Genomic DNA, 20,328 nt, shown 5'->3' with positions numbered 1-20,328 from the left:
TCATCTCACTTGCCACGTTACGCATATGCTCAGTCGATCAATTCGATTTGCTCGGGCGCGATCGCCTGGACGATCGGGCCGCTCCGTTGCTCGACGATGCCGCGCACCCTGATGCGGCGGTGTTCGAGTGTCTTGATGTCGATACCGGCGGCGGCAAAGCTACCGCGGGCGCGCTTTGGGATAATGACGGAAAAGTCGCGCGTCCAGCGCCGCCCGAAATTCACGTAGATTGTGGCCCCACTCTCCCGAACCGACAAGACTCGGCCTTGAATGAGGGCAAAGTGCCCCCGTGCCGCCGAAATCATGGTTAAATTTTGGGAACTTAAAGGGGCAAAATTGGGGTCGGCCCACCGGCCAAGGCCGGCCTTTCGCGCGCCGAGTTCCGCCGCCAGAAGTGCATCTGCGCAGCTTTTAGCCCCGATCCGGGCCGAAACGCGCGCCTGACCAGCCGCCAGCAAGGCCAATTGCACCGGTTCGGTGTCGGCGGATCGAAAAACGTAGGCGACGAGGCGGCCGTAGCGATCTTCTCCGGTTCCCGTCAGCCGCAGTGGCTGGCCTTCGACGAGGGTCCGCAGGACGTCGCCGTCAGCTGGTGCCTCGATGCCGGCGAGCCGGACCTCGCGACCGTCCGCAAGCGTGAGCGTGCGCCCGTCCTGAACTGCGGCGACGGTACCCCCCTGGACGGGCGTCCCGGTGCAAGGCTGTTCGGCGGACGCCGGCATAGCGGTCGCAATGCCCGCGATGACCCCCGCGATCAGCCGCCCCATACCCATGCGGACGATTGTCGGGATAACAACCTGAGGTCGTCAATACGCGCCGTGCGTCGCTCAGCGCGCTGCGCCGTCCGGCCGCGCCAGGAAGTCGAAGTCGCAGCCTTCATCGGCCTGCTGGACATGCTCCCGATAGAGCTTGGCGTAGCCGCGCTGCGCTACCTCGGGCACCGGCGGCGCTCGCCAGGCGTCGCGCCGCTTCGTCAACTCGGCGTCGTCGATCAGAACATCGATGCGCCGCGCCTTGACGTCGAGACGGATGCGGTCGCCCGTCTTCACCAGCGCCAACGGACCGCCGGTGGCCGCTTCGGGGCTGATGTGCAGCACGATGGTGCCGAACGCGGTGCCGCTCATGCGCGCATCGGAAATGCGCACCATGTCCTTGACGCCCTGTTGCGCCAGCTTCTTCGGAATCGGAATGTAACCGGCTTCCGGCATGCCCGGCGCGCCGACCGGGCCGGCATTGCGCATGACGAGAATATCGTCGGCGGTGACCTCGAGCGCCGGATCGTCGATGCGCGCCGTCATGTCGGCGACCGAATCGAACACCACGGCGCGGCCTTCGTGCTGCATCAGCTTGGCGGCAGCCGCGCCCTGCTTGAGCACGGCGCCGCGCGGCGCCAGATTGCCGCGCAGCACGACCAGGCCGCCTTCGCTTTTCAGCGGCGCATTGCGCGAGCGAATGACGGTTTGTCCCGGCACATCCTCGAAGGTCTTGATGGCGTCGCCGAGCGTGCCGCCGGCAACGTGTTGGGCATCGAGCGCCAGCAAATCTTTCAATTCCTGCATCAGCCGCGGCACGCCGCCGGCTTGGTGGAAGTGCTCCATGTAGTGCTGGCCGGTCGGCTTGAGATCGACCAGCACCGGCGTGCTGCGACCGACCTCGTCATAGGTTTCGAGCGTAATCTTGTGCGGGGTGCGGCCGGCGATGGCGGAGAGATGCACGACGCCGTTGGTCGAGCCGCCGATCGCCTGCAGCATGACAATGGCATTGCGGAACGCGGCCTCGGTCAGGATCTCCGACGGTTTCGGCCCGCCCTTGGTCATCTCGGCGGCGCGCTTGCCGGTCAGCTCCGCCATGCGGATGCGGTCGGCATGGACCGCCGGGATCGAGGCGCTGCCCGGCAGCGACAGGCCGAGCGCTTCCATCATGCAGGCAATGGTCGAGGCCGTGCCCATGACACCGCAGGTACCGACCGACGGCACCAGCCGTTCATTGGCGCGTTCGATGTCCTCGCCGCTCATGCGTTCGCCGCGGAATTCCCCCCACAGGCGCCGGCAGTCGGTGCAGGCGCCCAGTTGCTCGCCCTTGAAGTGGCCGACCAGCATCGGCCCGGTCGGCAAGACAATCGCAGGCTTGTCGGCGCTGGCCGCGCCCATCACCTGCGCCGGGATGGTCTTGTCGCAGCCGCCGATCAGCACGACGGAATCGACCGGCAGCGCGCGGATCATCTCCTCGGTGTCCATCGCCATCAGGTTGCGCAGGAACATCGAGGTGGGAAAGGCGAAGCTTTCGTGGATCGAGATCGTCGGGAACACCATTGGCATGGCGCCGGCCAGCATGACGCCGCGCTTCACCGCCTCGATGAGTTGCGGCACGTTGCCGTGGCAGGGATTGAAGTCGGAATAGGTGTTGGTGATGCCGACGATAGGCCGCTCGAGCGCGTCGTCCGAATAGCCCATGCCCTTGATGAAGGCCTTGCGCAGGAACAGCGAGAACGCCGTGTCGCCGTAACTGGTGAGGCCTTGCCGAAGTCCGTTACTCATTCACGTCGTCCATTGCATCGCGCGTCAGGGGCAGATCCAGCCCGCGCCGCTGGGATTGCGGAAGCAACCCACCGATTGCGGCAGCAGCTGTTTCGGCAGCCATAGCACGATTTCCGGGAAGTAAATGGCGAAAGCTATGGCGGCAAAGAAGATGACGTAGATCGGAAACGAGGCCAGCATGGCCCGCGAAAACTTCACGTTGACGAACTTGGCCGCCATCAACAGACACAGACCGTATGGCGGGGTGATCAGGCCGAAGGCAAGGGTCGTGATGATCACAACGCCCATGTGGACGGCGTTGATGTCCGCATTCTTGGTCAGCTCCAAGATGAGGGGCATGAAGATGATGATGGCCGGCACCGCGTCGATAAAGTCGCCGACAAGGATGAACAACGCAGTCAGCAGCAGCATGATCAGGTGCGGATCGTTGCCCGCGTAATAGGCGATCCATTCCGAGACCACGGCGGGACCACGCAGATAGGCGAGCATCCAGCCGAACGCGGAAGCGGCACCGATGGTGATGAGCGGGATCGAATACAGCAAGCCGGTGAGCGCGAAATCGCGCGGTAGGTAACGCCAGTGCTTCGGGTTGAGGAGCGGAATGATGACGATGAGAATGTAGGCGACGGCAATGATGCCGGCCTCGCTCGGCGTGAACCAGCCGGTGAGGATGCCGCCCATGATGATGATCGGAATCATCAACGGGACCGCGCTGCGCTTGCCGGCTTCGGTGAACTGCGCGAAGGTCGCGCGCTTGTGTTTCAGGCCGAGCGGGCCGAAGAAGTGGCTGTAGATCATCAGGCCGATGCCGATGAACACGCCCGGCGCGACGCCGCCGAGAAACAGACCGCCGATCGACACGTTGCCGGTGGCGCCATAGACCACGGCCATGATGCTGGGCGGGATCAGGTTGGCCATGGTAGCGGCGGAAGCGATCAGCGCCGCAGTGAACGCTCGGTCGTAGCCTTCGCGAGCCATTTCCGGCGCGATTGAGCGGCTCAGAACCGCGACGTCGGCGGCCGACGAGCCGGAGATGCCGGCAAAAAACATACTGAACAGCGTGACGACCTGGGCGAGGCCGCCGCGCAGATGGCCGACCAGAGTCTGCGACAGCGTGATCATGCGCTGGGTGACGTTCGCCGAGGTCATCAGGTCGCCGACCAGCAGGAAAAATGGAATCGCCATCAGCGCTTCGACATCCATGCCGTTGAAGACCTGAGCGATCATCGAGGCGTGACTGACCGGCGTGAACGACGTGACCAGCAGCACGGCGCCGATCAGCGCGAAGGCCACGGGAACGCCCATGTAGCCGAGGAACAGGAACAGGAATCCCATCAGAAGAATAAGGAAGCCGTTGGTGGTCACAGCGACTGCCTCTTCTCTTCCGGGCCGCCATTCGGGTCGATGAAGCCGTGCTTGAGCCCGTTGACCATCTGCTCGAGGGTGAAAAGGGCGACGAAGACGCCGCTGAGCGGGATCGCGGCATAGAGCGTGGCGATCGGCGTCATCGACGGCATGCGCAGACTCTTGAAGCCGTCGAGAAAATTCAGGTAGCCGTAATAGATCATCGCAAACGCGACACCGAGTACGCAGAAGCGATTGAACATCTCGAAGAACACGCGCGCGCCGCCGCTCATCGATTCGGCAAGCACGGCGAGATAGAGGTGGTCGTTGCGGCGGGTCGCCGCGGCGACGCCGATGAAGATGCCGTAGATGAAGAAGGTCATCGTCACTTCCTGCACCCACAGCCAGGGACGGCCGATGGCGCGGGTGATGACGTCCGCAAATACCAGGAAGCTGAAGGTGGCGATGCAGATGCCGCACAGGATCATCAGGCCCTGCTCGACCGGGTCGAGGGCGCGCCATTTGAGATGGCGCTGGTCCTGGATGACGAGGCTGTCAAAGCGCGGCATGGCTGAACTTTCGCGGCAGGTGGAATTGGCGGGAGCCGTGGGGAAGGCCCCCGCCTGCGGCGCTTGCTGCAGCGGCTATTGCACGCCCCGCACCAGCGCGAGCACCTTGACCGCGTGTGGGCCGAGATCGCTGGCCAACTTGTCCTGAATTGGCTTGCTGATCTTCGCGAAGCCCGTCTTGTCGACGTTCTTGACGACCTTGACGCCCATCTTCTCGACTTTGGCCAGCGCCTCGTGCTCGAGCTTGAACGCGGCCTCGGGCTCCTTCTGCGACACCTCGTCGGCCGCAGTCTGCACCCACTTCTTCTGCTCGTCGGTGAGGCTCGACCACACCTTGTCGCTGACGAAGAGCGCCGAGTGATTGGCTTCGTGCTCGGTGAGCGACAGCACCGGCGCCGGCTCGTAGTGCTTGTTGACCAGGTAGTTGTTGATGCCGTTCTCGGCCATGTCGACGACGCCGGTCTGCAGCGCGGTATAGACTTCGCCAAACGGCATGTGCACGACCTGAGCGCCATAGGCGGGGAACAGCGTGTCTTCGGTCACGGTCGCTTGCACGCGCATCTTGATGCCCTTGATGTCGGCCACCTTCTCGATCGCCTTCTTGCCGTACATGTGACGCAGGCCCTGCGTTCCGAGCGCGATCATGTGCGCGCCCTTGATCTTGGCGGCGTAGAGGTCGCGCATGGCGGCGATCACCTTGGCGTCGCCGAGCACTTTGATGGCGTGCGCTTCGTCGCGGAAGATGAAATGCAGCGAGAACACGCCCGACTCGGGCTGCGCGGTGGAGGCGTTGGCGGTGGACAGGATCACGAAGTCGATATCGCCGGTCTGCACCTTCTGCATGGTCTGAGCTTCGGTGCCGAGTTGCGCGCTCGGATACTGATTGATCGACATCGTGCCCTTGCTGAGCTCCTGCAACTTCTTGTCGAACATCGCGGCGCCGATGCCGTAGCCGCTCTGCTTGGGCTGGTCGTAGGCGAACGAGAATTCACGCTTTTGTGCCGCCGCCGGAGACGCCATTGCGGCGGCCGCGAGCAGAATGGCGAGGATCGACAATTTCCGGATGAGCATCGGACTCCCTCCCTGACAATGCTTTGGTGATGGCCTTTGGCCGAAAGCTTTTCTTTGTAGTGTGCCGTCGCGTCCGTCAGATTGTCAATAATCTGACCGGCGCGGTCGGGTATTGCGCTGCAAAAGCGGCGGCTATGACCAGTTTTGTTAACAATATCAGAGGGCGCGAGATCACTCGGCGGGTTTGCGGGCGCGGGCCGCTTCGGTTTCCCGCAGCCGTCCGAGATATTTGTCCTTGTTCGGCCGCAGATGCTGCACGCACAGTTCTGCCAGCGCCCAGTTGTCGCGACCCCTGAGCTGCTCAATCATCAGCTCGTGCTGTTTGCGCGATGCTTCCAGTGCCTTCGGATCTGAGAAGGTCACCGTGCGGATGACGTAAGTCAGATCCATGTATTGCTTGACCAGCGCCAGCAGGTGGCTGTTCTTGCACAGCGCGAAGATGGCGAGATGGAAGCGGTCGTTGCAGGCATGGATGCCCCGCAGGTCGCCGGCTTTGACGCAGGCCGCGTAGTCGCGCTGGATCGCAGCAATGCGGGCGATGTCGTCAGCCTCTGCCGGCAGCGCAATGCGCAAGGCTGCCTGACGCTGAATCATTTCGCGGACGTCGTAAACTTCTTCCACTTCCGGAATCGTGAAGGCGCGCACCGCGGCGCCGACGTTGCGGGTGTGGACGAGGATGCCTTTCTTCTCGAGGCGGGTGAGAGCCAGCCGGATGAAATGACGGGTATGGCCAAAGCGTTCGAGCAACGCTTCCTCGCGCAGGCGCTCGCCCGGCTTGAGACGGCCGAAGATGATGTCGCTTTCCACCGCCTCGGCGATGTCCTCGTCCGGCGTTCGCTTCTGCTGTTGGCTGGCCGCTTCGTCCATCATTGACCTTTTGGCCCGGCCCCGATGCGGTCGGCCATACCAAAATCATAGGTACAGAATTTCGAATGCTGCAACAGGGGCGCGGCCAGGCGGGCGGGAGCGCCGGGCGAACAACCTGAAATCGCTGGCAAACCTGACGCCGGCGCGGCGCTCAGCCGATCGTCCGTTCGAGCAGCCTGAGCCAGTTTTCCGAGGCGACCTTGGTCATGAGCGCGTCGGAATAACCCTTGGCGCGCAGCGCGTCGAACAGGACGGGCAGGCCTGCCGCCGAGCCGATCTTCTGCGGCACCATGGCGCCGTCAAAGTCGGAACCGAGCCCGACGTGATCTTCGCCGAGCTTGTCGAGCAGATAATCGAGGTGCTGTACCATCAGCTCGATGTCGGTATCGCCGCGCATTTTACCGTCAGGGCGCAGGAAACCGGTGGCGAAGTTCAGCCCGACCATGCCGCCGGTGTCGCGGATCGCGGCGAGCTGTTTGTCGGTGAGGTTGCGCGGCGACGGACACAGCGCGTGCACATTGGAGTGCGTCGCGACCAGTGGCGCCTTTGACAAGCGCGCCACATCCCAGAAACCCTTCTCGGTGATGTGCGACAGGTCGATCAGAACTTTGAGGTCGTTGCAGACGCGGACGAGTTCTTCACCGGCGGCGGTCAGGCCATCGCCGATGTCGGGACTCGATGGAAACTGGAATGGCACGCCGTGGCCGAAGATGTTGGGCCGGCTCCACACCGGACCGAGTGAACGCAGACCGGTGGCATAAAGCACGTCGAGAAAGTGCAGCTTGCCGTCGATCGCTTCGGCGCCCTCGATATGCAGCACGGCGGCCAGCGCGCCGCGCCCCATGGCGGCCCTGATCTCGGCGACGTTGCGGCAGATCGCGACCGCGCCTTGCGACGCGCGTTCGATCTTCACCAGCATCGCCAGCTCGCCGACGACCGACGCGCGTGCGTCCTCCATCGGCAGCGGCGGTGGCAAGGGGCGGGACAAGGCGGCATTTGCCGGATCGGCTGTGGTGGCCGGCCGCGGCGATGGCGAATACAGCGCGAACAGGCCGCCGGCAAAACCGCCGGCGCGCGCCTTCTTCAGATCGAGGTGACCGCTGCTCTCGCCCTGCAGGAAGTCGGTGACGGGGTCCGCCGAGGTGGAGTTGTATAGCCGGAGCAAAACGTCGTTGTGGCCGTCGAAAATGGGAATTGGCGGGGTCATGAAGCTGCCTGCGGTGATCCTTGAATCGCGGCACCATAGCACGGGCGCGACTGATGGCCGATCCGCGCCGGTGCCGTCGGAGGTGGCGACTTGACCTTGAATGCTTTCGCTCCGAAAGTTCGCGCTGCAACGCGGGGCGAACCAGCCATGATTTCGATATTTTGGCGCAGAGGTTTTGCGGTCTTTGCCGTGCTGCTGGGTTTAGAGGGCGCGGCGAGTGGTCAATCCGTATGGACCGTCCCCGAGGTCGGCGCCTTACCGCGCGATGACGCCGGAATGCAGATACGCCAAGGCCGTGATCTCGTCACCGCCACCTACGCGTATGTCGGGCCGAACGTGCCCGATCCTGTCAAGCGCTACGCCGGCAACAATCTCGCCTGCACCAATTGCCACCTTCAGGCCGGCACGAAGAAATTCGGCCTGCCGCTGTTCGGGCTGTTTGGCCAATTCCCGCAATATTCCGCGCGTTCGGGCGGCGACATCAGTATCGAGGACCGCATCAATTCCTGCATGACGCGCAGCATGAACGGCCGCGCTATGCCCGATGACGCACCCGAGATGCGCGCCATCGTCGCCTATATCAAGTTTCTGAGCACCGGTGTGCCGGGCCGGGAACAGTTGCCGGGCATGGGCACCGGAAAGATGCCGGAACTGTCGCGCGCCGCCGACCCGCAGCGTGGCAAAGTGATCTATGCGCGTGTCTGTCTCGGATGCCATAACGCGGATGGCTCCGGGATTCGCAACGGTCTGCCGCAAGGCGCCATGGGCTACGCCGTACCGCCTCTGTGGGGCGCAGACAGCTTCAACGATGGCGCTGGCATGGCGCGGCTCACCACCATCGCCAACTTCGTTCACTTCAACATGCCCCACGGGGTCGACTATCTCAACTCACGGCTGACGCCGCAGCAATCCTGGGACGTCGCGGCCTTTATCGTGTCGCAGCCCAGACCGAACCGCGCCGGACTGGACAAGGATTTTCCGGATCTGCTGGCCAAGCCGGTCGATGCGCCGTTCGGCCCCTATGCGGACGGCTTCAGCGCCGCGCAGCACAAATACGGACCCTTTGCACCGATCCGGGCCGCGATCGAGAAACTCAGGCGCGCCCGGCGGCAATAGCCGTGTCGCGCCACCGGGCCGATCTCGGGACGGTGCACGCCGCGAAACATTGTGCTACATCGCCGCCCACGGTCCCGTAGCTCAGCAGGATAGAGCAGCGGTTTCCTAAACCGAAGGTCGGAGGTTCGACTCCTCTCGGGACCGCCATTTTTGCGGCAAAATTCTGCGACAAGAGCCCCGGAATTTCGAATGCCAGCCCTGCCGCCTGCCGAAATCGGCGCACCGTTCTTCGACATCGACACGCCCGCTTTGGTCATCGATCTCGACGCCATGGAGCGCAACATGGCGCTGCTGGCCGCGCGGGTGAAGGCGCTCGGGGTGCGACTGCGACCGCACGCCAAGACGCACAAGTCGGCCATCATCGCGGCCAAGCAGGTCGCACTCGGCGCAGTCGGCATCTGCTGCCAGAAGGTTGCGGAGGCGGAAGCGCTGGCCGCGGGCGGGGTTCGCGATATTCTTGTCAGCAACGAGGTGGTTGGCGGCCGCAAGCTCGCACGGCTTGCGGCGCTGGCGCGGCAGATAAAAATTGGCGTCTGCGTCGATCATCTGGATCAAGTCGCGCTGCTGAATGAAGCGGCGCGTCAGGCCGGATCGCGCATCGACGTCCTCATCGAAATCGATGTCGGCGGCCGACGTTGCGGCATCGCGCCCGGACCGCTCGCCGTCACTTTCGCGGCCGAGATCGCGCGTTGCGCTAATCTCCGCTTCGGCGGCTTGCAGGCCTATCACGGCCGCGCGCAACACCTGCGCACCCCGGCGGAGCGCCAGGCGGCGATCGGCGCCGCGCAGCGTGGCGTGGCCGATACCGTCGCGCATCTCAAAGCCGCGGGCTTTGCCTGCGATACGATCGGCGGTGCCGGCACCGGCACATTCCTGCTCGAAGGCGGGTCGGGTGTCTGGAACGAATTGCAGGCCGGCTCTTACATTTTCATGGACGCCGATTACGCCAGGAATGTTTCCGACGAAGGCGGCAACGCGCCGCGCTTCGAACATGCACTGTTCGTACTGGCGACGGTCATGAGTGCGACCTCGACCGAGCAGGTCGTGGTGGATGCCGGGCACAAGGCGTTGTCGAACGACAGCGGCTTTCCCGATGTGTGGCAACGGCCCGGTCTCGCCTATCAAAGGCCCTCGGACGAACACGGCATCATCACGGTGGCGGCAGGCGCGCAGCCGCCGGCCTGGGGCAACAAGCTGCTGCTTGTGCCCGGTCACTGCGATCCGACGGTTAATCTCCACGATTGGTATGTCGGCGTGCGCGATTTCGGTACGCCGCACGCGCGGGTGGAAACGTTGTGGCCCGTCGACGCGCGTGGCGCGCTCGGCTGAGCGGATCGCGCATCCCGCCGACCGGCGTTCGCGATACCGAAACAACGCGGCGAATCTGCAAGCTGCGGCCGCCCCCGCTACTATGTCGGCGGATGCGGAGATCGTCTAAGAGACGGCTCGCGCGCAGATGACAAATCCACGGAGGAAACGAATGGCCCGCCTTGATGTGATGGTCGGCAGGACCGCTTTGAAGAACCCGCTGATCGCCGGGGCGGCGGAGCACATGATAGGTGCTTCGGGCGTGCTCCGCGCGCTCGGCGCCGGCGTCGGCGCCGTCGTCGTCAAGTCCATCAACGAGATGGAGCGCGGCAAGGACCAGTTGCAGCGCGCCGAATACATGCTGCTCGACGATCAGTGGCGCGAAATCCCGTGGACCAAGGACGCGCCGTCGACGGCCTTCATGGCGACGCGCTCCGGCCTGACCCCGCAGGCCTTCGACGCCTGGCTCGAGCAGTCGGCCGCGCTCGATCGCGAAGCCAAGACCATGGATTCCTACGCGATCGCCAGCCTCATCGTCGCCGACCTCGACCGCACGGTCGCGATGGCGAAACAGATCGAGCAGGCCGGCATACGCATTCTCGAACTCAACATCGGCACGCCTTATGCGAGCCAGGCCAAAGGCGTGGTCGCCACCGAGCTCGATCCCGAGCGCGTCACCACGATCGTCTCCGCGGTACGCCAGGCCATCAAGATTCCGCTGTGGGTCAAGATCACCGGCCAGAGCGAGCGCGTGCCGGATCTGGCGGCGGCGGCGTTCCGCGCCGGCGGCGAGGCGGTGGTGATGGCCGGCCGCCTGCTCGGCCTCATTCCGGATGTCGAGACCATGGAGCCGTTCCTCGGCACCACTTTGGGCGTCGGCGGCTACTGGAATCTGCCGCTCACCTGTCACTGGCTTGCCGTATCGCGCCAGCAACTCGGCGCCGACAAGCCGCTGATCGCGACCAACGGCGCGCGCAACGGACTCGATGTCGCACGCATGATGCTGGCCGGCGCCAGCGCTGTGGAGATGGCGTCGAACGTGATGTTGCGCGGAACTGCGTCGTTGTCGTTCGCGCTGGCGGAACTGGAAGCGTATTTGCAGCGAAAGAACATCGATGCCGCCGAAATAATCGGTGTCGCTGCCGACAAACGCAAGACTTTCGCCGATATGCCCTTGCGCACCGATAACTGGAAAAAATATGTTGCCGACCTGGATAAGAATTAAAGAGGCGAGGAAATTCTCATGATCAATCGGCGCAGCGCGCTACTTGGTGCTTTCGGCACCGCTCTTTTTCTCACGCAGGCGGCGCCGGGTTTCGCGCAAACATGGCCGTCGCGTCCGATCACGCTGGTCGTGCCGTTCACGGCGGGCACCACATCGGATGTCATTGCGCGCAGCCTCGCGCGCGAGCTGGGTGAAGAGCTCGGCCAGACGGTGATCGTCGAAAACAAGGGCGGTGCAGGCGGCAATCTCGGCGCCATGGGTGTCGCGCGTTCGACGGCGGATGGTTACACCATCCTGTTCGCGACAACGGGACAGGCCGCGACCAATCAGTTGATGTACAAGAAGATGGAATATGACCCGCAGCGCGACTTCGCGCCGGTCGTGCTCGTCGCCAAGGCGCCGGTCATCATTACGGCGCGGCCGGACGCACCGTATGCAACGCTCAAGGATTTCATCGCCTACGCCAAGGCCAATCCCGGCAAGGTGACGGCCGGCTTCCCGGGCAACGGCACGCTCGGTCACATCACCGGCGAACTGCTCGCGCGCAACGCCGGCATTGACTTCGCCCGGACGCAATATCGCGGTAGCGCCGCGATCCTGACCGACTTGCTCGGCCAGCACATCGACGTCGGCATGGATTCGCTCGCCGGTTACGTGCCGGCCGTTCAGGAGGGCAAGATCAAGGCACTGGCCGTTGCCTCGGCGGAGCGCTGGTCGAAGCTGCCGAATGTGCCGACGGTTGCCGAATCGCTGCCGGGCTTCGAAGCCGGCGTCTGGTACGCCATGCTGGTGCCGGCAAAGACGCCGGACGATGTCGTGGCCAAATTGAACGCGGTTACCAATGCGTGGCTGAAGGATGCCAAGACGCAGGAGTTCCTCGCCAATCTCGGCATCACCGCCGCCGGTGGCAGCCCGGCCGATCTGAAAGCCTATACCGAGGCCGAGATCAAGAAATGGGAGCCGATCATCAAAGCCGCCAATATCAGCTTCTGACGATCGACAGGCCCTGAAGGACGCGGTCTTTCAGGGCCTTTTTGCGCCCGGTTTCGCCGGTTGATCTAGGTTAAACTACGATCGGACCAGCCGGCTTATTTTGCCGTCCCTGCGGCGGGCGCTGTCCCGCGCGACCGCGGGTGCGCCGATGCAAAGCGACAACACCGTTCCCGCTGTGCGATCCGACCGCGTGGTCTCGGTCGATGTGCTGCGGGGCTTCAATTTCATCTGGATATTGGGCGGCGACGGCTTGATGCTGACGTTGGCGGCGATGTTGCGCCACTTCGGCTCGCCCTGGCTCGAAATCGGTCACGCGCTCAACGATCAGTTTCATCACACGGTCTGGGACGGCTTCACGTTCTACGATTTCATCTTCCCGCTGTTCATCTTCATCACCGGCGTGTCGATCGTGCTGTCGGTGCCGCAACTCGTCGAACGCAGCGGCAGCGGCGCTGCGCAACTGCGCATCCTGCGCCGCGCCCTCACGCTTTATGTCCTCGGCCTCGTCTATTACGGCGGGCTGACCCACGGTCTTGCCGACGTGCGCTTCCTCGGCGTGTTGCAGCGCATCGCCATCTGCTATCTCGCGGCCTCGTTGATCTTCCTGCATGTCGGCCGGCGCGGCATTGTTGCCATCGTCGTCGCGCTGCTGGCCGGCTACTGGGCGCTGATGACGTTCATTCCCGTGCCAGGTATCGGCGCGGGGCACTATGGGCCGGACCAGAATCTCGCCAACTGGATCGACCTCAACTATCTGCCCGGCCGGCTGTGGGACAAGACGCGCGATCCCGAAGGTCCGCTCAGTACGCTGCCGGCCATCGCCACCTGCCTGCTCGGCGTGCTGGCGGGCGGCGTGCTGACCGAAAAGCGTCTGGCGACGCAGCGCCGCTCGATCCTGCTGATCGGCACCGGCATCGCGCTGCTGATCGCCGGCTATCTATGGGCGCTGCAATTTCCGATCATCAAGGCGATCTGGACCTCGAGCTTCGTTCTGGTGGCCGGCGGCTACAGCTTCATCGCGCTTGGCCTGCTCTTTCAGATCATCGATGTCTGGAACCTGCGGACAGGGATCACGCCCTTTGTCTGGATTGGCACCAACGCGATCACGCTCTATCTGCTGAACGCGCTGATGGGTTTCAACGCGGTGGCGCAGCGCCTGGTCGGTGGCTATGCGATGATTGGCCTCGACAACGTGACCGTGCCGGCCGCGCACGCCTTTCTGATCCGGCTGGCGGAAGTGAGCATCGCCATCCTGATCGCGCGCTTCCTGTTCCAGCGCCGGATATTCCTGCGCGTGTGACCGCGCCGCGCGCTACAGGGCGTTCTGCGGCAGCAGCGCCGCGGTGGGCTGCACGGGCGTCACGCTCACCGACACGGTGATACGCTGGCCGCCGGCAGCGACGATGACGCCATCCATCGGCGCGACGTCCGAATAATCGCGGCCGACCGCCAGCGCGATATGATCGTCGGACGCGATCATGTCGTTGGTCGGATCGAAACCAATCCAGCCGATGGCCTCGCCGCACCACACCATCACCCAGGCATGCATGGCGTCGGCGCCCTGCAACTGGGTCTGCTCGGGGTCGCGGGTGGTGCGCAGATAGCCGCTCACATAGGCGGCCGGCAGGCCGAGGCCGCGCAATCCGGAGATCATGATGTGGGCAAAGTCCTGGCAGACGCCGCGCCGCAAGGCGAATGACATCGGCGCGGTGGTCGTCACCGTGGTGGCACCGATCTCGTAGATCATGTCGGTCTTGATGCGATGGTTGAGATCGAGCGCCGCTTCGACGATCGGCCGGCCCGGCGAAAAGCTCTGCCGCGCGTAGTCGCGGATTTCCGGATCGAGCGACACCATGCGGCTGGCAAACAGGAAATGCACGGGCGATAGCGGCGATATGTCGGTCGCGGCGAAGACCTCGTCGCGGACGGCTTCCCAGGCCGGAGATGCGGCGGGGTCACGCTTGGCGACCGGATCCACGGCAATGCGCGCCGACACTTTCACGGCCAGCGTCGAGTGCGGTTCGTTGATCGTGATCGAGGTCAGCCGGTTGCCGAAGAAGTCGGCGCCCTCGCGGGCCTTGACCGGCGGCGGCTCGATCCGCAGCGCGCTCAGGTGGACGCGCTGGCCGGGGCGGCTGACCGGCGTCAACCGCAGCACGTGGTGCGCGTGCGCAACCGGCGAGGCGTAGGTGCAGGTGGTGACCTGGCGGATATCGTAGATCATGACACCGTGTCCCGGTCGGCCGGCGCGCGTTCGTTATGCGTCAGATAGGTCGAACCGATCATCTCCGACAGGCGCATCAGTTCGTTCTCGATCTCGATGATCTCGTCGGCCGAGATGTTGGCGGCGTCGGCGGTGCGCAGGCGCGTCGCGAGCGACACGGCGATCTGCCGCACCGGCGACAGCCGCCCGGCGATTTCACGCTTCGGCAACGCCGCCAGATGCGTTTCGATGCGGTCGAGCTGGAACGCAACCGAGCGCGGGTTGGACGGGTCGAGCATCACCAGATCGATCACCGGCGCCAGCGCCGCGATCATCACATAGCGTTGCCGGTAGGTGAGCTGGCTGTCGGCGAGTTCGAGCAGCACGTCGAGCGCGCCTCCCGTTGTGTCCTTGGCGGCGAACGCGCGCACAAAGCGGCAGGTCTGCACCGCGCGCTCGATGCGGCGGCCGAGTTCGAGAAAGCGCCAGCCGGCGAGCTGCGTCATGTTCTCCTGCGCCAGTCCCGAGAACGAGGCGATGATGCGCAGCGCGGCTTCGACGCGCTCGATCATGGCGCTGTCTGACGAGCCGTTCGGCAGCGGCGCGGCGATGAGCGTCACGAGTTCGTCGATGGCGCGCCAAGCGTCGGGCGAGAAGCGCTCGCGGATCACCGAGGCGGCGCTCCGCGCGGCTTTCGTCAATCGCGGCAGCGCGCCGGAGAAATCCGGGTTCATCAGCACCGAGCGCGCCACCAGAGTCGGCGGCGAGAAGGCGCGGTCGAGCGGCGCCGCGCTCCAGGTTTGCAAGAGGTCGGCAATGGACGAGACCAGGGGCGCCGCGACGTCGGAGGCGTCGGCAAGCCGGTTGAGCATGGCGCGCGTCAGCCGCAACGTTGCTTCGGCGCGTTCGACATAGCGACCGACCCAGAACAGATTGTCGGCGGCGCGGCTCTGCAACATGCCGGTCATGCGCTGCACCGGCACATGCTCAGGTGCGGGCAGCAGCGTCGCCGTCGACACCGGGCCGTCGGCCAGCACCCATGCGTCGGCGGTCAGGTCGCCCTGCTGCAGGCTGATGGCGCGGGCGTCGGCGTTTTCCGCGATGCGCACGAAGCCACCGGGCATCACCTGCCAGCCATCGCCGATGCGCGCCAGATACAGACGCAGCGAGAACGGCCGCGGTTGCAGGCGGCCGTCGCGCCACACCGGCGTGGTCGACAGCGTCACCGCTTCCTGCGCGATATAGTCGATCGGCCGATCTTCCAGCGCCTGCATCAACACGGCGCGCTGGCCGTCGCTGAGTTCGGCGCCGAGCACGCCGGTGCCCAGCCGCAGGTCCGCGACCTGCGCGCCGAAGGCCGGCGCGATCACCAGTTCGTCGAGGCCGCGCAGCACGTCCTCGCGCACGTCCTTGCGGCCGAGCCACCAGGTCGCGACATTCGGCACCATCAACTCTTCGCCGAGCACCTGCGGCGCCAGCGCCGGCAGGAAGGCGAGCATGGCGCGTGCTTCGACAAGACCGGCGCCGAGCGCATTGGCAATGACCACCTTGCCGTCGCGCACCGCCTGCACCAGACCGGCGACGCCGAGTCGCGAAGCGGCGTTGAGCTCGAGTGGGTCGGCGAAATCGGAGTCGATACGGCGCAGCAGCACGTCGGTGCGGCGCAGCCCGGAGATGGTGCGGATGAAGACGCCGTCGTCGCGCGCGATCAGGTCTTCGCCTTCGACCAGCAGCAGGCCGAGATAGCGCGCCAGGAATGCGTGCTCGAAATAGGTTTCGTTGAGCGGCCCGGGCGTCAGCAGGCAGACGCGGGCATCGTCTTGCCGGTTGTAGTTGAACAGCTCCGCCTGGAACGCCTGAAAGAACGGCGCGACGCGCTCGACGCGTGTCCGCGCGTAGATGTCGGGCATGGCGCGCGACAGCGCCAGCCGGCTTTCGATGGCGTAGCCGGCGCCCGACGGCGCCTGCGTACGATCGCCGAGCACCCACCAGCGGCCGTCGGGACCGCGCCCGACATCGACCGCATAAAATCTCAAATGCGCGCCGCCCGGCGGCTCGACGCCGACCAGCGGCCGCAGGAATTCCGGATTGCCGGCGACCAGCGCCGCGGGCAGGCGGCCGTCGCGCATCATCTCGCCGGGGCCGTAGGCGTCGGCAAGCACGGCCTCGAGCAGGCGCGCGCGCTGGATCAGGCCGGCCTCCAGCGCCTTCCATTCGCCGTGCTCGATGATGAGCGGCACATGGCTGAGCGGCCACGGCCGCTCGGCGCCGGCGGGATCTTCATAGACGCGATAGAACACGCCGGAGTCGTGCAGATAGCGATCGGCGGCGCCGAAGCGGCGATTGATTTCCTCCGGGCCGAGCTCGGCCAGCATCGACAAGAGCGGCGCCCAGTGCGGGCGCACCTTGCCGGCTTCGTCCATCATCTCATCGACGATGCCCGGCAGCGGCCGGTAGCCGGCGACGAAGCGGTCGAGGCTTGTTTCCGAACCCGCTGCTGTCTGCTCCGTGACCGTGTTGTCGCGCGACGTTGCCATGATCCAGGGTTAGAGCCAGCCCGGCCGCCTCAGGTCAAGCGTATGGGGCAATTCGAGCGAGGGCGCTTCCGGCGCCGGCTCGTAGCGCCCGCCAGTATGGCCGATATCCTCGAAGCGCGCCCGCCGCCGGGCTTCCGCTTCGTACGAGTTCACAGGAAATGTCTCGTAATTGCGGCCGCCCGGATGTGCCACATGATAGACGCAGCCGCCCAGCGAGCGACGGCTCCACAGATCGACGATGTCGAAGGTCAGCGGGGCGTTGGCCGGCACCGTCGGCTGCAATGCGGCCGAGAGATTCCACGCCTTGAAGCGCACGCCGGCGACGTATTCGCCGTTGCGGCCGGTGGAGCGCAGCGGCAGGCGCCGGCCGTTGCAGGTGACGGCGTGGCGGCCTTCGATGAAGCCGTCCACCTTGACCTGCAGACGTTCGACCGACGAGTCGACGAAGCGCGTGGTGCCGCCGCCGGCGGCTTCCTCGCCGAGCACATGCCACGGCTCCAGCGCGTGACGCAGTTCGAGCGCGACGCCGCCGTGTTCGACGACGCCGTAGCGCGGGAAGCGGAATTGCCGCTGGGCGTCGAACCACACCGGATCGAAGGCGTAGCCGGCGCGCTTCAGATCCTCGAGGACGTCGAGGAAATCCGACCAGACGTAATGCTCGAGCATGAACTTGTCGTGCAGCCCGGTGCCCCAGCGCGCCAGTCTGCCGTCCTGCGGCTCGCGCCAGAACCAGGCGACCAGCGCCCGCAACAGCAACTGTTGCGCCAGCGACATGCGGTGATCGGGCGGCATTTCGAAGCAGCGGAATTCGACGAGACCGAGCCGGCCGGTCGGGCCGTCCGGCGAGAACAGCTTGTCGATGCAGATTTCGGTGCGATGCGTGTTGCCGGTGACGTCGACCAGGATGTTGCGGAAGATACGATCGACCAGCCACGGCGGCGGTGTGCTGCCGTTGCCCGGCGCCGGTACGTTCGACATCGCGATTTCGAGTTCGTAGAGGATGTCCTGGCGCGCTTCGTCGATGCGCGGCGCCTGGCTGGTCGGACCGATGAACAGGCCGGAGAACAGATAGGACAGCGACGGATGACGCTGCCAATAGAGCACGAGGCTCTTGAGCAGATCGGGCCGGCGCAGGAACGGCGAGTCGGAGGCGAGCTGACCGCCGAGCACGACGTGATTGCCGCCGCCGGTGCCAGTGTGGCGGCCGTCGATCATGAACTTGTCGGTGCCGAGCCGCGCCAGCCGGGCGTCCTCGTAGAGGCCGCGCGTGATATCGACGGCCTCGCGCCAGTTCGCCGCCGGATGGACGTTGACTTCGATGACGCCGGGGTCGGGCGTCACCTTGATGACGCTGACGCGCGGGTCGTTCGGCGGCGGGTAGCCTTCGATGTGCACCGGAATGTTGAGCGCTTCGGCCGTGGCTTCGACCGCAGTGAGCAGGTCTAGATAATCCTCGAGCCGTTCGGTCGGCGGCATGAACACGCAAAGCCGGCCGTCGCGGATTTCCATGGTCAGCGCGGTGCGCACCGGAATGTGGCTCGCCTGCAATTGCGCCAGCGCGCGCGGGCCGGCCTGCGCCACCAGGGTTTCCGGCTGCAGGGGCGGCGCCTTGGTCGGCTCGGACGCTGCGGCCGCGGCCGGCAACGGGCCGCGCGCGCTGAACGGATCGGCCGGCATCGGATGCGGATAATCGGCCGGCGCGATATACGGCAGCTGGCCGAGCGGCAGGCGGAAGCCGGCCGGCGAGTCGCCGGGAATGAGGAACAACCGGCCGCGCCGCGTATTCCAGATTTCCGACAGCCAGCCGGCGCTGGCCTGCGCGGTCCAATGCTGCACCGGAATGACGAAGCCGGCCGGATGCGTCAGCTTCTTCTCGAAGCTGCGCATGATGCGGTTGCGCTCTGCGGCATCGTCGATCTTCGGATTGGCCGGATCGACGTTCTCCGGCAGCGCGCTTTCCTTAAGCAGACGCTCGGCCGGATCTTCATAGACCGGCTGCACGAATTCATGACGCAGGCCGATGCGCGCGGCGACCGCTTCGGCGAAAGCCTGAAGGTCGAGCGAGGTCGGCGGCGGCGTGGTCTTCGCGCGCGCGATCAGGTCTAGGTTGCGCCACACCGGCTGGCCGTCGCGGCGCCAGTACAGCGAATAGGCCCAGCGCGGCAGCTCTTCGCCCGGGTACCATTTGCCCTGGCCGTAATGCAGCAGCGCGCCGGGCGCAAAGCGCGTGCGCAGGCGCTGCACCAGATCGTCGGCGCGGATCAGCTTCTGCGCGCCGAGCGCGGCGGTGTTCCACTCAGCCGACTGATAGTCGTCGATCGAGACGAAGGTGGGCTCGCCACCCATTGTCAGCCGCACGTCCCAGGTGTTGAGATCGGCATCGACTTTGTGGCCGAGCGCGTCGAGCGCGTTCCACGCTTCATCCGAGAACGGCGCGGTGACGCGCGGCTGTTCGGCGATGCGCGCGACCGCCATCTCGAAATTGAACGTGACTTCGGCCGGCTCGACCAGGCCGGTGATCGGCGCCGCGGAGCGGTAGTGCGGCGTCGCCGCCACCGGGATATGGCCTTCGCTGCACAGCAGACCGGAGGTCGGATCGAGTCCGATCCAGCCGGCGCCCGGCAGATAGACTTCGGTCCAGGCATGCAGGTCGGTGAAATCGACCTCGGTGCCGCTTGGGCCGTCGAGCGATTTGATGTCGGGGCGGAGCTGGATCAGGTAACCGGAGACGAAGCGCGCGGCGAGCCCGATGTGGCGCAGCAACTGCACCATCAGCCAGGCCGAGTCGCGGCACGAACCGCTGCCGCACGAGAGGGTTTCGTCCGGCGTCTGCACGCCGGGCTCGAGGCGCACGACGTATTTCACGAGCTTGTTGATGCGCTGATTGAGATCGACGACAAAGTTCACGGTGTTGCGCGGCTCGCGCGAGATTGAATCGATCAGCGTCTGCAACAGCGGCTCGACCGGCTCGGTCTTCAGATAGGGCGTGAGGTCGTCCTTCAGTTCGTCGGCGTAAGCGAATGGCCACTTGTCGGCGTAAGGTTCGACGAAGAAATCGAACGGATTGACGACTTCGAGATCGGCGGTGAAATCGACCGTGACCGAGAACTCGGTGGTCTTTTCCGGGAAGACGAAGCGGGCGAGCCAGTTGCCGTGCGGATCCTGCTGCCAGTTCACGAAGTGGTCGGCCGGCGTAACCTTTAACGAGTAGCTCGGGATCCTGGTGCGGCTGTGCGGCGCTGGGCGGAGGCGGACGATCTGCGGCCCGAGCGCAATCGGCTTGTCGTATTTGTAACTCGTCAGGTGATGGAGACCGGCGAGGATGGACATGGAGACCCGTTTACCTGTTGC

15 protein-coding genes and 1 tRNA gene are annotated in these 20,328 nt (G+C 65.2%); 6 read left to right on the top strand and 10 right to left on the bottom strand.

The window, feature by feature from the left end; genetic code table 11:
• Positions 1-29: 29 nt before the first annotated feature.
• From ASD45_RS22110 to ASD45_RS22080, 7 genes are all read right to left on the bottom strand, one after another.
• Positions 30-773, bottom strand: coding sequence for a thermonuclease family protein (locus ASD45_RS22110; protein ID WP_056913861.1), 744 nt, complete (start codon positions 771-773; stop codon positions 30-32).
• Between the two features lie 54 nt (positions 774-827).
• Positions 828-2,537, bottom strand: a complete 1,710-nt coding sequence (locus ASD45_RS22105) for an IlvD/Edd family dehydratase (protein ID WP_056913860.1) — start codon at positions 2,535-2,537, stop codon at positions 828-830.
• Positions 2,538-2,561: 24 nt separating this feature from the next.
• Positions 2,562-3,872, bottom strand: a complete 1,311-nt coding sequence (locus ASD45_RS22100; protein WP_056913996.1) for a TRAP transporter large permease — start codon at positions 3,870-3,872, stop codon at positions 2,562-2,564.
• 26 nt (positions 3,873-3,898) lie between these two features.
• The gene (locus tag ASD45_RS22095; protein WP_056913859.1) at positions 3,899-4,450 is read right to left on the bottom strand and encodes a TRAP transporter small permease; all 552 of its coding nucleotides are present in this window, start codon (positions 4,448-4,450) and stop codon (positions 3,899-3,901) included.
• Positions 4,451-4,525: 75 nt separating this feature from the next.
• On the bottom strand, positions 4,526-5,521 hold the full coding sequence (locus ASD45_RS22090; protein WP_056913858.1) for a TRAP transporter substrate-binding protein: 996 nt from the start codon (positions 5,519-5,521) through the stop codon (positions 4,526-4,528).
• 171 nt (positions 5,522-5,692) lie between these two features.
• The gene (locus ASD45_RS22085) at positions 5,693-6,391 is read right to left on the bottom strand and encodes a GntR family transcriptional regulator (protein ID WP_056913857.1); all 699 of its coding nucleotides are present in this window, start codon (positions 6,389-6,391) and stop codon (positions 5,693-5,695) included.
• 148 nt (positions 6,392-6,539) lie between these two features.
• Entirely contained in the window at positions 6,540-7,595 is a 1,056-nt protein-coding gene (locus ASD45_RS22080) for a dipeptidase (RefSeq protein WP_056913856.1), read from the bottom strand.
• A 276-nt stretch (positions 7,596-7,871) separates the two neighbouring features.
• On the opposite strand from ASD45_RS22080, the gene ASD45_RS22075 reads away from it, so the two are divergent.
• From ASD45_RS22075 to ASD45_RS22050, 6 genes are all read left to right on the top strand, one after another.
• Positions 7,872-8,711, top strand: a complete 840-nt coding sequence (locus ASD45_RS22075) for a c-type cytochrome (protein WP_244485615.1) — start codon at positions 7,872-7,874, stop codon at positions 8,709-8,711.
• Between the two features lie 70 nt (positions 8,712-8,781).
• Positions 8,782-8,858: transfer RNA gene (locus ASD45_RS22070), tRNA-Arg, on the top strand.
• 42 nt (positions 8,859-8,900) lie between these two features.
• Entirely contained in the window at positions 8,901-10,040 is a 1,140-nt protein-coding gene (locus ASD45_RS22065; RefSeq protein ID WP_056913854.1) for a DSD1 family PLP-dependent enzyme, read from the top strand.
• 151 nt (positions 10,041-10,191) lie between these two features.
• Positions 10,192-11,244, top strand: coding sequence for a tRNA-dihydrouridine synthase (locus tag ASD45_RS22060; protein ID WP_056913853.1), 1,053 nt, complete (start codon positions 10,192-10,194; stop codon positions 11,242-11,244).
• 18 nt (positions 11,245-11,262) lie between these two features.
• Entirely contained in the window at positions 11,263-12,237 is a 975-nt protein-coding gene (locus tag ASD45_RS22055) for a tripartite tricarboxylate transporter substrate binding protein (RefSeq protein WP_056913852.1), read from the top strand.
• 148 nt (positions 12,238-12,385) lie between these two features.
• The gene (locus tag ASD45_RS22050) at positions 12,386-13,537 is read left to right on the top strand and encodes a DUF5009 domain-containing protein (RefSeq protein WP_156381040.1); all 1,152 of its coding nucleotides are present in this window, start codon (positions 12,386-12,388) and stop codon (positions 13,535-13,537) included.
• Between the two features lie 12 nt (positions 13,538-13,549).
• Here ASD45_RS22050 and ASD45_RS22045 read toward each other — a convergent pair whose 3' ends face one another.
• The 3 genes from ASD45_RS22045 to ASD45_RS22035 are packed head-to-tail and all read right to left on the bottom strand — an operon-like array spanning position 13,550 to position 20,307.
• Complete coding sequence (locus ASD45_RS22045; RefSeq protein ID WP_056913850.1) at positions 13,550-14,461, bottom strand: transglutaminase family protein; 912 nt, start codon at positions 14,459-14,461, stop codon at positions 13,550-13,552.
• Complete coding sequence (locus ASD45_RS22040; RefSeq protein WP_056913849.1) at positions 14,458-16,977, bottom strand: circularly permuted type 2 ATP-grasp protein; 2,520 nt, start codon at positions 16,975-16,977, stop codon at positions 14,458-14,460. The genes ASD45_RS22045 and ASD45_RS22040 overlap by 4 nt, the downstream gene beginning before the upstream one ends.
• A 9-nt stretch (positions 16,978-16,986) precedes the next feature.
• On the bottom strand, positions 16,987-20,307 hold the full coding sequence (locus tag ASD45_RS22035) for a transglutaminase family protein (RefSeq protein ID WP_056913848.1): 3,321 nt from the start codon (positions 20,305-20,307) through the stop codon (positions 16,987-16,989).
• Between the last annotated feature and the right edge of the window lie 21 nt (positions 20,308-20,328).

The organism is Pseudolabrys sp. Root1462, assembly GCF_001426945.1.
Taxonomy (GTDB): domain Bacteria; phylum Pseudomonadota; class Alphaproteobacteria; order Rhizobiales; family Xanthobacteraceae; genus Pseudolabrys.
Note: the sequence above shows the minus strand (reverse complement) of the source record. Positions and strands in the feature narration are given on the sequence as shown.

Coding starts and splice junctions, on each gene's coding strand:
- ASD45_RS22085 (WP_056913857.1), bottom strand. CDS start 6,391: ATGATGGACGAAGCGGCCAGCCAACAGCAGAAGCGAACGCCGGACGAG.
- ASD45_RS22105 (WP_056913860.1), bottom strand. CDS start 2,537: ATGAGTAACGGACTTCGGCAAGGCCTCACCAGTTACGGCGACACGGCG.
- ASD45_RS22110 (WP_056913861.1), bottom strand. CDS start 773: ATGGGTATGGGGCGGCTGATCGCGGGGGTCATCGCGGGCATTGCGACC.
- ASD45_RS22060 (WP_056913853.1), top strand. CDS start 10,192: ATGGCCCGCCTTGATGTGATGGTCGGCAGGACCGCTTTGAAGAACCCG.
- ASD45_RS22080 (WP_056913856.1), bottom strand. CDS start 7,595: ATGACCCCGCCAATTCCCATTTTCGACGGCCACAACGACGTTTTGCTC.
- ASD45_RS22050 (WP_156381040.1), top strand. CDS start 12,386: ATGCAAAGCGACAACACCGTTCCCGCTGTGCGATCCGACCGCGTGGTC.
- ASD45_RS22065 (WP_056913854.1), top strand. CDS start 8,901: ATGCCAGCCCTGCCGCCTGCCGAAATCGGCGCACCGTTCTTCGACATC.
- ASD45_RS22035 (WP_056913848.1), bottom strand. CDS start 20,307: ATGTCCATCCTCGCCGGTCTCCATCACCTGACGAGTTACAAATACGAC.
- ASD45_RS22055 (WP_056913852.1), top strand. CDS start 11,263: ATGATCAATCGGCGCAGCGCGCTACTTGGTGCTTTCGGCACCGCTCTT.
- ASD45_RS22090 (WP_056913858.1), bottom strand. CDS start 5,521: ATGCTCATCCGGAAATTGTCGATCCTCGCCATTCTGCTCGCGGCCGCC.
- ASD45_RS22045 (WP_056913850.1), bottom strand. CDS start 14,461: ATGATCTACGATATCCGCCAGGTCACCACCTGCACCTACGCCTCGCCG.
- ASD45_RS22075 (WP_244485615.1), top strand. CDS start 7,872: ATGCAGATACGCCAAGGCCGTGATCTCGTCACCGCCACCTACGCGTAT.
- ASD45_RS22040 (WP_056913849.1), bottom strand. CDS start 16,977: ATGGCAACGTCGCGCGACAACACGGTCACGGAGCAGACAGCAGCGGGT.
- ASD45_RS22100 (WP_056913996.1), bottom strand. CDS start 3,872: ATGGGATTCCTGTTCCTGTTCCTCGGCTACATGGGCGTTCCCGTGGCC.
- ASD45_RS22095 (WP_056913859.1), bottom strand. CDS start 4,450: ATGCCGCGCTTTGACAGCCTCGTCATCCAGGACCAGCGCCATCTCAAA.